Genomic DNA, 12,468 nt, shown 5'->3' with positions numbered 1-12,468 from the left:
GTATAGAATCTTACTTTTTCGATTGAATTAATAATATAATAGTGTTAGAGACTATATATTTGTTATACTATAAGGAGGTATATTTTTGATTAAAAAATCTACATGCGTAGTTGTCGTAACTTATAATAGAAAAGAACTACTTAAAGAAAACATTAGTGCATTGGTAAATCAAACATGCAGTATTGATAAGATACTAGTAGTGAATAATTGTAGCACTGATGGAACTGATAAATTGCTAAATGATCTTAGTAAAAAATATAATAACTTAGAAGCTTATAATATGGAAAAAAATATTGGAGGAGCAGGCGGATTTAATCAAGGATTAAAAATTGCTTATGCGTCCAATTGTGATTACATATGGATTATGGATGATGATACAATACCAGAACCTGATGCACTTGAAAACTTATTAGGTAAAGTTAGTTTGAATGAGCTAGAAAATTGGAGTTTTCTTTGTAGTAATGTAGTTTGGAAAGATAATAAGGCTTGCTTAATGAATATTCCAGAAGTTACACATGATTGGAATTATATGCTGAAATTTGGATTGACTAAGTTAAAGAGTACATCTTTTGTATCGTTGTTAATAAAGAGACAAGATATAGAGAAGGTGGGATATCCAATTAGTCAGTTTTTTATTTGGGGTGATGATGTAGAGTATACAAAGAGATTAGCGACTTTAGCACCAGGGTATTTGGTTACTGATAGTGTTGTAACGCATAAAATGAATCAAAATTGTGATGTGAATATAGTTTCAGAGGAAAAGTCTAGGGTTGACAGGTACTTTTATGAGTATAGAAATAAATCATATACATCTCGAAAAAGTGGTTTAAGTAGCTATGTGAATTACTTAAATTATGTTATTAAGAGTATAACAAAGGTCATTATAAGAAAAAATGATTCCAAAATAAAAAAAGTAAAAGTTATTTTACAAGGTTTTATAAAAGGCATCTTTTTCAACCCAAAGATTGAGTTCCCAGAAGATATTTGATAATATTTTATTTTAATAGGAGTAACAGAATGGAAATAGCAAAAAACTATATTTACAATATGTTATACCAAATAGTAACTCTAATAATTCCGCTTATAACAGTGCCATATGTATCAAGAGTACTTGGAAAAGAAGGTGTAGGAACCAATTCCTATACGTTATCTATTGTTCAATATTTTGTACTGTTTGGAATGATGGGAATCACGCTGTATGGTAATAGGGTAATTGCTACTGTTAGGGAGAATAAGAAAAAGTTAAGTGAAGATTTTTTTAGTATATATTGCTTACAGCTTTTTATGTGTACTTTAGCAAGCATAGGGTATATTGTGTTTACTATATATTTTGTAGAAGAGGATAGGTATATATACTTAATTCAATCATTATATCTAATTGCTGCAGCAGTAGATATATCGTGGCTTTTTATGGGGTTAGAGCAATTTAAAAAGACAGTGACACGAAATACTATAATAAAAATAATTGGGCTTGTTTTAGCATTTGTATTCGTTAAAAAAAGTTCGGATCTATGGATATATGTCTTAATTCTTGGTTCAACAGCTATTTTAGGACAGGCTATAATGTGGTTTTATTTAAAAAGTACTGTGAGTTTAGTGAAGATAAATATCAAAATGATAAGGTCACATTTTATTCCATGTTTATCACTATTTATCCCACAAATCGCTATTCAAATATATGTACTTCTAAATAAAACAATGATTGGATCTATTGCCACTAAGGGTGATGTGGGGATATATGAGAATTCAGACAAGATAGTTAAGATGACCTTGGCTATAGTTACATCACTTGGGACTGTTATGTTGCCAAGGATATCTAATACATTTGCAAAAGGAAACTTGAAAAAGGTAAGCTATTATATAATTCAATCACTGAATTTCGTTTCTTTATTATCAATTGCAATTATGTTTGGGTTAGCAGGAATAGCTAAAGAATTTGTTCCTTGGTTTTTTGGAAAAGAATTTTTACAATGCACTAATAATATTATTATTATAAGTCCAATAGTTTTTTTCATAGCATGGAGTAATGTGTTGGGAATACAGTATTTGGTGCCTACAGGTAAAAATAAGGCTTTTACACTATCTGTCACATTTGGTGCTATTGTGAATATAATATTAAATGTTTTTTTTATAAGACTGTATAAGTCATTTGGGGCTTCAATATCAACAGTTATTTCTGAAGCAGTTGTTACAACAGTGCAAGTTATAATAATTAGGAAAGAGGTAAACATATTTAAAACTTTAAGTGAAATAATTAAATATTTTATTAGTGGGGTTATTATGTTTGTTGCCATAAGAATTATTGGAAATAAACTTGGATCTGGTATGGTAACGACTATTGTTCAAATAATAGCTGGATCTTTTGTATATATTACATGTATAATTTCTTTAAAATCTAAACTTATTTCACGTTTATTTGTTATTATAAAGGATAAAACCGATGTTGCATAAGAATATTATTGATTAGTAATAAGTAGTAAGTTCCCTAGATAAGTTGTTATAATTTCTTAGAAAGTGATGGTGTATATAAATGGCTAAAAAATATGATTATTTAATAGTAGGAGCTGGGTTATTCGGATCAGTTTTTGCATATGAGGCTAGTAAACTCAACAAGAAGTGTTTAGTAATTGATAGAAGAGATCACATAGGTGGAAATATTTATTGCGAAAACATAGAAGGAATAAATGTACATAAATATGGAGCTCACATTTTTCATACAAGTAATAAAAAAATATGGGATTACATCAATCAGTTTGCAACGTTTAATAGATATATTAATTCGCCTATAGCTAATTATAAAGGGGAAATATATAACTTACCATTTAATATGAATACATTTAACAAGTTATGGGGAGTTATAACTCCACAGGAAGCTAAAAATAAGATAGAGGAACAGAAAAAAGAGTATTCTATAAATATACCTAAAAACTTAGAGGAGCAAGCTATCTCACTTGTTGGATTTGATATTTATGAGAAGCTAATAAAGGGATATACAGAGAAGCAATGGGGACGAAGTACAATTGATTTACCCTCTTTTATAATTAAGAGACTACCTGTTAGGTTTACATATGATAATAATTATTTTGATGATAAATATCAGGGGATTCCTGAAGGCGGATATAATATTATAATAGAAAAGATGCTTAAAGATGTAGACGTGAAACTGAGTACCGATTTCTTTAGTGATAGAGAAAAGTTTGAAATGATGGCAGATAAGATAGTTTTTACAGGTATGATTGATGAGTTCTATAATTATAAATTTGGTCTCTTGCAGTACAGAAGTCTGGAATTTAAACATGAAATATTAGAAAAAGAAAATTACCAAGGAAATGCTGTTGTTAACTATACTGATAGAGAGACTCCATATACAAGAATAATAGAACATAAACATTTCGAATTTGGAAATCAAGAGAAAACTGTAATTACAAAAGAATATCCATCAGAGTGGAAAGTTGGAGATGAACCATATTATCCTGTGAATGATGACAGGAACAGTAACATTTTTAAATTATACAAAGATCTTGCTGATAAAGAGAAGAATGTTATATTTGGCGGCAGATTAGCTGATTATAAATACTATGATATGCATCATGTTATATACCATGCTCTAGAAGCTTTAAGTAGAGAGTTTGGAAGTTTATTTTAGATTTTTTTTAGAATTGTAAGTTTAGTAGGTATGAGAGATATTCTATGATTATAATTTTGGGGAATAGTGTAATCCATCGTAGCTCTTTTAATATGCTATAAAATAAATAATGTGTTATTTTGTGTGATATTGTAATATTTTATTGCTTTTTGTATAATTAGAATTATAATTTTAATTATACAAAAAGCTATTTTATTACGGAGGCAACATTTATATGAAAATTGTAGGATTTGGTGCATGTCTAATTGAGGGGTTTCCACATGAATCTAATGTATCTTTTTTTAATCAACTACTCGATAGTCTTTCTAGTAAAAATAATATTTATGATAATGAGATTGTAAGTTTAGGGGGATTCCCTATTACTAGAGCAAAGAAGTATTTAGATAAAAAAGTAATTAAAGTGAAACCAGACATAGTAATACTGCAATTTGGAACTACTGATGTGGATATAAAAATAAAGAAAACATTAAGCAGGAGATTTAATTTAAAGTATTCAAGCTCTAACATAGATATGAAGTTAAGAAATGTAGAACGACTGAACTATAGTTATTTTAATAGATTTAAATTATTGCTTAAATCTTTTATCAAACACTTAGTTGCTAAAATATTAAGGGTTGAACCTGTTACAAATATAAAGGATTACATAGATTCTATGGAGGAAATTATAACATCTTTAAATTCTCACGGGATAAAAGTTGTGGTATTAGCGCCTTTTATTCAATTGGATTATCTTACTAATGTAAGAATTAATAGATACATAGATAAACTTAGTGACTTGTTGAAAAAAAATAATAATTTTTATTTAGTTAATTGTAACAGTGAATTATTAAAACAAGAGAAGTCGGAAATATTTATTTTTGATGGAATACATTTTACGGAAAAGGGCCATAGTATCATAGCTTCAAAGATAAGCGAAGTTTTGATAAATACTAGAATTTTATAATTATAAAATTGACAAAGTAGTATTGCTTTGTCGTAATTTTCGAGAATATTATTTTTGATGAATAAAATTTCTTTAAATATAAGTTATATATGAAAATTCAAAGAATTACAGTTATAAGTCATTTGAATTTACATATATAATCTTAATAATAATTATAATTATGCAAATCGGAATTAATTCAAAAATGTTGGTAGTTAGTTGGCTTTTGTTAAAAAACTAAGACTTTGATATTCAAAGTCTGGATAAAGGAATATTATATTTCTATCAATATTTCACTATATATATATGAAAATATAATTTCTATATGAATTTATTTAATTGTTTTAGGTAATTATTACAGACCGGTTGATTCTCCTGTTCATTAGCTGCTTCGACTAGCTTATAAAGTGGGAAGAGTCTTTCTCCTTATATCATATCTTTCTGAGGTTTGTAATAATCTTTCCATGGTTTGTTTATCGGTAAAAGCTAAATCTTTTGTGTTTAAAATTGATGTAGAATGGAATTGTTAATGATGATAATCTTTCTTTGTAAATAGTGTAAATGTTAATATGAAAGTGCATAAAAGTTCCAACATCAAAATGTAGGGATTTATGCACTTTTTATGTTGCCTTTTTTCAATATATAATTGTAAGCGTAAAAAATTAAGTACCTAGATAACATGTCCTCCTATTGATAAAATCAAGGAAAAAGATTATCAATGGGAGGATATTTATGTCTAGAAAATTAGATAATGCCGCTTAGGAGCGATATGTTAATAAGTTTGATTCATATAAAGGTACAGTAACATTGAAAGAGTTTTGTATAGAAAATGAGCTTACCAGAAGCCAATTTTATTATCATAGAAGGAGATTAGAAAAAATCAACTCTTCAACAACTATTTTTCATGAAGTTTCATTAAGCACTGATAAAGACAATATAGAGGCTTATTCGAATGAAGAAAATTACTATGATATCAGATTTAAATCAAGATCTGAAAAGCTAGCTCCAGTTCTAGACAACTTTATTGAATATGTTGAAAGAGAAATTAAAGATGCTCTTCCAAGAAGTCATTTAGGTAAGTCACTTGATTATGCTGAAAAACACTTACTAGGATTAAAAAATGTTTTATTGGATGGTTTTAGAGGTTGATAATAATGCTGCTGTAAGAGCAATTAAGCCTTTCGTTATCGGTCGTAAGAACTTTATTTTTGCCAATACTGCTAAAGGAGCAACTTATAGTGCTAATATTTATAGCATTGTTGAAACTGCCAAAGCTAATAAACTAGTTATTGAAAGGTACTTAGTTTATTTATTTGATAATCTATCAAAGATAGATGTATCCGACAGAGAAAGCTTAGAAGCTCTTATGCCTTGGTCAGAAAAGATCCCTGAAAATATGAAAATTAAAGATAGGCCATAAATTAATCCTAGTAAAGCATCTTATTGCCTTACTAGGATATTTTAATATTATTTTTGAAGTTATTAAAGATACTAAAATTTTTACGCTTACGAATTATAGTAAAATTAAACTTTTGAATACAGAAAAAAGGGGCTGTCGCACTAAGTATTTAGTGCACAGCTTCTTTTTTTGCATAAAAATAAATCCAGCATTCACAAGAGTGCTGGATTTATTGTAAAATTAATATATGACCAAACATATTAATTTACATAAAGATTATACTTTAAATAGAGGAAGTTATCAATTAAAACTTCCATTTAATATTGATTATATGGTCTCAGATAATGATTCGGTGCGTTTGCTAAGTCAATTTGTAGAGGAGATGGATTTAACAGATTTATATTCGACTTATTCCCGACTTAGGGAAAATCAAGCTACGCCACGACAGATGCTGAAGATTGTACTCTATTCTTACATGAACCATATCTATTCTTCACGAGATATGGAAAAATATTGTCGACGTGATATTAACTTCATGTATCTTCTTGAAAATTCACCAATACCTCATCATTCAACATTTGCTAGATTTAGAAGCTTGCATTTTGCACCATGTGCAGAAAGAATCTTAGCCGAAATGACAGAATGTCTTCATGCTGCAGGAGAGATATCTGGAGATGCTATATTTATTGATGGTACAAAAATTGAGGCTTGTGCTAATAAATACACTTTTGTTTGTAAAAAGGCAGTTACAAAGAATTTAGAAAAGCTTCTTGTTAAATTTGCTAATTTAGTAGCTAACTGTGAGGAACTATATGGAATTAAGCTAATATACAATGACAAAGTGAAGATGAAGCATATAAAAAAGTTGCGAAAAAAGCTTTACGCTCTGAAATATGAGAGAAATATTGAATTTGTGCACGGATCAGGGAAAAGAAAAATGCCATTACAGCGATCTATTGAAACTCTTGAAGAGTATCTTAACAAGTTAAAAGAATACACGCAAAAGTTATACATTTGCGGTAACCGTAATAGCTATTCAAAAACAGATAATGATTCAACGTTTATGAGAATGAAAGAAGACGCTATGGGAAATGGTCAGTTAAAAGCTGGATACAATGTCCAACACGGCGTTGATTCAGAATATATTGTATGGCTCACCGTATGCGATCAGCCAACGGATACCCCTACACTCATTCCATTTATTAAGAGTATGGAAGAATCTCTAAGTTTTAAATATCTAAAAATAGTTGCTGACGCTGGCTATGAAAGCGAAGAGAACTATCTATTTATTGAAAAAAACGGACAACTCTCTTTCATTAAACCATCAAACTATGAGATATCTAAAACAAGAAAATACCAAAGGGATATTAGTAGAATTGAGAATATGGACTATGATGAAATTGGAGATTACTATATCTGCAAGAATAATAAAAAGTTAATGTTTAGTAAGACTATAAAAAGAAAGAGTAAAACTGGATACATAAGCGAAAAAACAATATATACCTGCGAAGATTGCAGTTCTTGTTCTTACAAAAGCAAATGTATAAAAGGAAATAACAGCAAGACACCTTTGGAAGAAAGAACTAAAAATCTTGAAACCTCAAAGTTGTTTAATAAGCTTAGAAAGAAAGATTTAGAAAGAGTTGTAAGCGAAGAAGGCTGCCAACTTAGAATGAACCGAAGCATTCAAGCTGAAGGCTCTTTTGCAGAGATAAAACAAGATATGGGCTTCAGAAGATTCCTCTCGAAGGGCAAACAGAATGTTTGGGCCGAAAGTATTCTTTTAGCAATGGCACATAATGTAAACAAGCTACATAATAAAATACAATCAGAGAGAACTGGAAATCACCTTTTTTCACTAAAAAAAGGTGCATAAAGTTAAATTTTAAGAAACTAATTATTTTAAAATAAGCCTTAACCTTAAAGGCTTATTAAAGTACGCCATTTTTTAGATTTTCAGAAAAAATGTTTTAAAATATAGTTGTAACTCTTATAAATTCTTAGAAAATTAGGGCTGAGCATCAACGGTTTTTAACCGCTAATGCGACAGCCCCTTTAATTTTATGTTTACTATATTGGGTCTACCCAGTCAATCAGTGTGTGGAATATATGTCCACCATTGGTAGGTGTAATATTGTTGACGGGAATAGCTAAAATTCCCAGAACTAGAACACTAAGCATAATAGTTGATAATTTCTTTCTCATAACTAACATCCCTCCAAACTATTTATGTTACTATTATATTACATTTATATCAATATTTCACTATATAAGTGAAAATATAATTTCTATATAAATTCCTTTAATTGTTTTAGGTAATTATTACAGAGAGTTTGATCGCCTTTTTCATTAGCAGCTTCAACTAGCTTATAAAGTGCGAAACGTTTTCCTTCTTTTGTGTCACATGTTTCTAAGGTTTCTAACAATTTTTCCATGCTTAGTTTTAATTTATCAAATAATTTATTTTCTGATAGGACATCTGCTAATTCCTTATAGGCCTCTAATAATAGATCTAGTCTATTGTATTGCTCTGCCATTTCAGTAGCTAAATCGAATAGCATCAAGCTTTCTTCAAGCAACCCTTGAGCATATAATACCTTTGCTTTTAATGTTAATGGTATCGAAAGTTTTTCTTTATTATATTTCAGCCTTAAGCTTTGAGCTTGGCTTACGTACTGTAAGCTTTTTTCGTAATCCTTATTATGGTAATAATATTCACCTATATTAGCGTACAGTGATGAAAGCATAGAGCTGTACTTGCTTGGGGACTTATCTTTTATTAACTCAATTAATTCAAAGCATTGTTTGGCAGCTTCATCGCTTTTACCAATTAGTGATAAGACATTAGCTTTATCTGATTTTGCAGCTATTAATATGTCGTCCTCAGGAGTTATAGAACTATTTAATATTTCATTATCTATTATCGATAGACACTCATCATATTTTCCCATACGAGCATAGCATAAGGCTAGTGATCTGCTTGATCTTGAAAAAGCTCTGTAATCCTTATGCGCTAAGGCATAAGTTGTAGCATTTTTATAATAAAGACTTGCATCTTCGTAGCTACTTTTCATATACTTACAACTACCTAGTTCTAGGTAAATAGTGATTTGACTCTGTTCATCCTTTAACTCTTTATAAAGCCCTAAAGCATTATTTAGTTCTATAAAAGCATTGGTGTAATCCTTCTCCTTATTGTACATTACCCCAGCAATTTTATAACACTCAGCTAATAAATCTCTTAGATTAAACCTTTTTTCTATTTCAATAAGCTCGTACAGCTTTTTAAGAGAAAGCCCATCGTTACTTCTAAGTTCGTTCTCGCAGTAGTATCTAGCATCCTCCTCTGGAGTTCTAGAAAAATACTCTGCATCTAAGTCTAGATTGACACTTATCCTTTTAGCTATTTCGTTAAATCTTTCTGCTAAAAGCTTAGAACTGGATTTACTTACGTTTCTTTTTCCGCTTTCCATCATGCTGATGAAAGCTCTTGTCATATTTGTGTTTTCAAGCTCTGACTGGTTTACTCGAAACTTTTTCCTCATTAGTCTAATTTTCTCGTTTGGATTTAGAAATTCCAAATCAATTCCCCCCTTGTACATTAACTTATAACCAAAGCTATTAGATACATATATTAGAAATTATACATTAATATTACACCAAATGCTCGTAAAAAGAGAAAAAATGTTAAATTGCTAATTATTTGAAGAAAAATTGGTTGTTTTGTTAGTTGTGAGGGACAGGGGGACGGAGCGAAACCACTGAAAAAGTAGCATCTTTTAGACAATAAAAAATGGCTTATTCAATAAAGATAGATTAAACATCCTTTATTTGTCAAAAATTTCAGTATATCTAATAAAAAAGAGGATACCAGCTTGGCTATCCTCTTTAAATTTACCGCTAATGCCGTTAACCGGGCTTGCATGCCCATGCTTCTTAGACCATACCCTTTGGCACGGTCTAACCCATGAAATCTCTTCATCTCACCATTTTTCCACTCTTGACAGGAACGGTTTTTATATTTTTCTAAAGACTCTTGAGTCTTTGCACGTTGACTATACTCGTAGTACTCGTGTGCATTTACTCCAACTTCTAAAGTTCTTGCGGACATTTTACCATTAATACATTCAGAACGGTGTGGACAATCTTTACATATTTCTTTGTCAAAAGTATATCTAAAACTTTTTTTACCACTTTTATTGATTTTTGCTTTCTTTTTTACTGTATTGTTTCCATGTTTACAATACCATTGGTCGGAGTCTTTATTATAATTAAATTTACTCTCATCGATACGATATACAGATTCACTAACAGGTATATAAGCTTCTGCTTGATCTTCTTTAATTAAGTCTAAAATGGGTTTTCTAAAGTATGCTTTATCACCATAAACTTCTTCTGCTTCAATCCCTGCTTCTTTCGTTAGCTCGTATAATTCTTTAAAACCTGTTCCGTCAACATAAGTTCCATCATGTACTGCTACCGCAGTGATTATACGTTCTGAACCTGTAGTCATTATAAATTCTGTCTTGTATCCAAAAAAACTATCAGTTTTACTTTTGTTTCCCACTCTTGCATCTTGGTCTACTAATGAACGTACTCTTTTTTGTTGAATAAATTTCTCATCGAATATGATTTCACGAGCATTATTAATAACCGCTGCGGTAGCAGAAGTATCAGGATTTTCTATATGATTTTCTGCTTTCTCCATAAGATCTTCCAAGTATGCTTTCATTGTTTCTTTGGCTACTTTGTGATCATCGATTGCTTTATAATCAGGAATGTTTGCATCAATATCCTCAGGTATTGCCCCTTTTTCTTCTTCCAGGTTCTTTAGGATTTTTTTAGCTAAGTGCTTTAATACTCTCTCAGGAACTAACTTACCTGTATTAGCATGTGTATGAGTAGAATCAATGCTTATACTATGTCCTTTTATAATTCCTTTTTCAACGCATTGTCTTACAACTTCTTTTATGATCTCATCCATTGTAACTTCTTGTAGTCTATGGACTCTAAATTTAGCAAGAAGACTTGGATGCGGAAGTTCCTCTTCTGGGTTTAAGCCAACAAACCACATGGATGCAAGATTTAAAGAAGTTTCTTCTATTATTTTTTTATCCGATAGATTATATAAATATTGTAAAATCAACAATCTTATCATCATTTCCGGTTCCTTTGCGGGACGGCCATAATATTTGCAATAAGAACTTTCAAGAAGTTTATTAACAAAACTAAAATCCACAGCTTGATCAATTAGTTTCAATATATGATTATCAGGAATCTTGTGGTATAATATAGAATATAGACTGTATTGTTTTGATTGATTTCTTAACATATGGTTGAAACCCCCTTTTTGGTTATGGTTGTCGCAATTCCATTATACCATTTTAAGGGGGGTTTTTCTATTTTATTCTACCTTTTTCTGATTTAATTTACATATTTTCAAATATTTATAATATGTTTTTCAGTGGTTTCGGACGGAGCTTATGTCCCAAAGTAAAGAAAAGAAGGTTGCTTCAGCTACTTAGTGTAAACAGTAAAAAAAGAAACTTTAGTCGACTACCAGGATTTTTTCACATACGTTGAGAAAATCTAGATGCGAAAAAACACTAAAGAAGTCTACTTTAGTGCTTTTTACTAAAGGTTAAAATATTTTCTTAATCCAAAGTTGGAATATGCCAAGATACTCCTTTAATGCAGTTCCAACAGCATTTATACTATCATAATTAGGAACAAAAGTATTAATGCTTAAACTTAATCTAGTATTAGTAGAATAATCACAAGGGTAAGCCACAAGGTTTTTCACATGGGCGTTATCAAAATTCATCATTGACCGTTCCATATGGAAGGCTGATGTTATGAGTATTGGTCTTGATAGGTTATTTTCTTCCATTAGCTTTTTTGTATATAACGCATTTTCTGTTGTATTGAGGCTCTTATTTTCCACAATTATATCTTTTTCAGCCACTCCAAGGTCTAAAAGCTGACGTTTAGCTATCTCAGCTTCTGTTCCTGTATTTTCAAATACCTTACCACCGGACACTATTATAGGAAGTTTTGTCTTATTGTATATACGAGCAGCAGTCAGTAAGCGATTAGCTGCATGTCCAGAAAGGTTTGCTTTTCCGCTAAAGTCAGGAGTGTCAAGGGTAGCACCACCACCTAGCATAACTATCACATCTCCATCTATTTTATTAGGTAGTAAGAATTTATACTCCAGTGGATGCAGTAATAAATTTGATGTAAGCTGGATGGAACTTATATATATAAGTACTGAAACTAATATTGTAAGTTTTGATACTTTCTTTTTTCCTCTATACTGGATTATAGCTGATACTATTAAAAGAATAATGAAACAACTAGGTGGAAGTAGTAGGTTTGTAATAAATTTTATAATATATAGCATAGTTAGTCCTTTCTTTCATAAATAAGTATATAGTAATTTTATTATAACTATGTTACTACCTATAGGTAAACAACTTCAACTATTAATTTGTACATGCC

General features: G+C 30.2%; 11 protein-coding genes. 7 read left to right on the top strand and 4 right to left on the bottom strand.

Features of this window, described 5'->3' with window-relative positions:
* Nucleotides 1–85: 85 nt before the first annotated feature.
* From GXK57_RS08720 to GXK57_RS08690, 7 genes are all read left to right on the top strand, one after another.
* Nucleotides 86–988 carry a glycosyltransferase family 2 protein gene (locus tag GXK57_RS08720; RefSeq protein ID WP_160674484.1) on the top strand — a complete coding sequence of 301 codons (903 nt, stop codon included), beginning with the start codon at nucleotides 86–88 and terminating at the stop codon, nucleotides 986–988.
* Between the two features lie 29 nt (nucleotides 989–1,017).
* Entirely contained in the window at nucleotides 1,018–2,451 is a 1,434-nt protein-coding gene (locus GXK57_RS08715; RefSeq protein WP_160674481.1) for a flippase, read from the top strand.
* Nucleotides 2,452–2,530: 79 nt separating this feature from the next.
* The gene (gene glf / locus GXK57_RS08710) at nucleotides 2,531–3,646 is read left to right on the top strand and encodes a UDP-galactopyranose mutase (protein WP_128215473.1); all 1,116 of its coding nucleotides are present in this window, start codon (nucleotides 2,531–2,533) and stop codon (nucleotides 3,644–3,646) included.
* 214 nt (nucleotides 3,647–3,860) lie between these two features.
* The gene (locus tag GXK57_RS08705) at nucleotides 3,861–4,589 is read left to right on the top strand and encodes an SGNH/GDSL hydrolase family protein (RefSeq protein ID WP_128215472.1); all 729 of its coding nucleotides are present in this window, start codon (nucleotides 3,861–3,863) and stop codon (nucleotides 4,587–4,589) included.
* Nucleotides 4,590–5,375: 786 nt separating this feature from the next.
* The gene (locus tag GXK57_RS08700; RefSeq protein ID WP_128215471.1) at nucleotides 5,376–5,717 is read left to right on the top strand and encodes a hypothetical protein; all 342 of its coding nucleotides are present in this window, start codon (nucleotides 5,376–5,378) and stop codon (nucleotides 5,715–5,717) included.
* Complete coding sequence (locus GXK57_RS08695; protein WP_128215470.1) at nucleotides 5,689–5,988, top strand: transposase domain-containing protein; 300 nt, start codon at nucleotides 5,689–5,691, stop codon at nucleotides 5,986–5,988. The genes GXK57_RS08700 and GXK57_RS08695 overlap by 29 nt, the downstream gene beginning before the upstream one ends.
* Before the next feature lie 226 nt (nucleotides 5,989–6,214).
* Entirely contained in the window at nucleotides 6,215–7,843 is a 1,629-nt protein-coding gene (locus GXK57_RS08690) for an IS1182 family transposase (RefSeq protein ID WP_128215469.1), read from the top strand.
* 194 nt (nucleotides 7,844–8,037) lie between these two features.
* Here GXK57_RS08690 and GXK57_RS26855 read toward each other — a convergent pair whose 3' ends face one another.
* From GXK57_RS26855 to GXK57_RS08675, 4 genes are all read right to left on the bottom strand, one after another.
* Nucleotides 8,038–8,172 carry a hypothetical protein gene (locus tag GXK57_RS26855; RefSeq protein WP_279285490.1) on the bottom strand — a complete coding sequence of 45 codons (135 nt, stop codon included), beginning with the start codon at nucleotides 8,170–8,172 and terminating at the stop codon, nucleotides 8,038–8,040.
* 83 nt (nucleotides 8,173–8,255) lie between these two features.
* Nucleotides 8,256–9,548, bottom strand: coding sequence for a helix-turn-helix transcriptional regulator (locus tag GXK57_RS08685; RefSeq protein ID WP_128215468.1), 1,293 nt, complete (start codon nucleotides 9,546–9,548; stop codon nucleotides 8,256–8,258).
* Between the two features lie 221 nt (nucleotides 9,549–9,769).
* The gene (locus GXK57_RS08680) at nucleotides 9,770–11,299 is read right to left on the bottom strand and encodes an IS1182 family transposase (RefSeq protein WP_160674479.1); all 1,530 of its coding nucleotides are present in this window, start codon (nucleotides 11,297–11,299) and stop codon (nucleotides 9,770–9,772) included.
* A 309-nt stretch (nucleotides 11,300–11,608) separates the two neighbouring features.
* Nucleotides 11,609–12,370, bottom strand: a complete 762-nt coding sequence (locus GXK57_RS08675; protein WP_128215466.1) for a YdcF family protein — start codon at nucleotides 12,368–12,370, stop codon at nucleotides 11,609–11,611.
* Between the last annotated feature and the right edge of the window lie 98 nt (nucleotides 12,371–12,468).

Source organism: Clostridium sp. C8-1-8 (assembly GCF_009928445.1).
Lineage (GTDB): Bacteria > Bacillota > Clostridia > Clostridiales > Clostridiaceae > Clostridium_AR.
This window is presented reverse-complemented; position numbering and strand designations above follow the sequence as displayed.

Excerpts from the sequence above, each read along its gene's own strand:
- GXK57_RS08695 (WP_128215470.1), top strand. The coding sequence starts at position 5,689 with ATGTTTTATTGGATGGTTTTAGAGGTTGATAATAATGCTGCTGTAAGA.
- GXK57_RS08705 (WP_128215472.1), top strand. The coding sequence starts at position 3,861 with ATGAAAATTGTAGGATTTGGTGCATGTCTAATTGAGGGGTTTCCACAT.
- glf (WP_128215473.1), top strand. The coding sequence starts at position 2,531 with ATGGCTAAAAAATATGATTATTTAATAGTAGGAGCTGGGTTATTCGGA.
- GXK57_RS08715 (WP_160674481.1), top strand. The coding sequence starts at position 1,018 with ATGGAAATAGCAAAAAACTATATTTACAATATGTTATACCAAATAGTA.
- GXK57_RS08680 (WP_160674479.1), bottom strand. The coding sequence starts at position 11,299 with ATGTTAAGAAATCAATCAAAACAATACAGTCTATATTCTATATTATAC.
- GXK57_RS08690 (WP_128215469.1), top strand. The coding sequence starts at position 6,215 with ATGACCAAACATATTAATTTACATAAAGATTATACTTTAAATAGAGGA.
- GXK57_RS26855 (WP_279285490.1), bottom strand. The coding sequence starts at position 8,172 with ATGAGAAAGAAATTATCAACTATTATGCTTAGTGTTCTAGTTCTGGGA.
- GXK57_RS08675 (WP_128215466.1), bottom strand. The coding sequence starts at position 12,370 with ATGCTATATATTATAAAATTTATTACAAACCTACTACTTCCACCTAGT.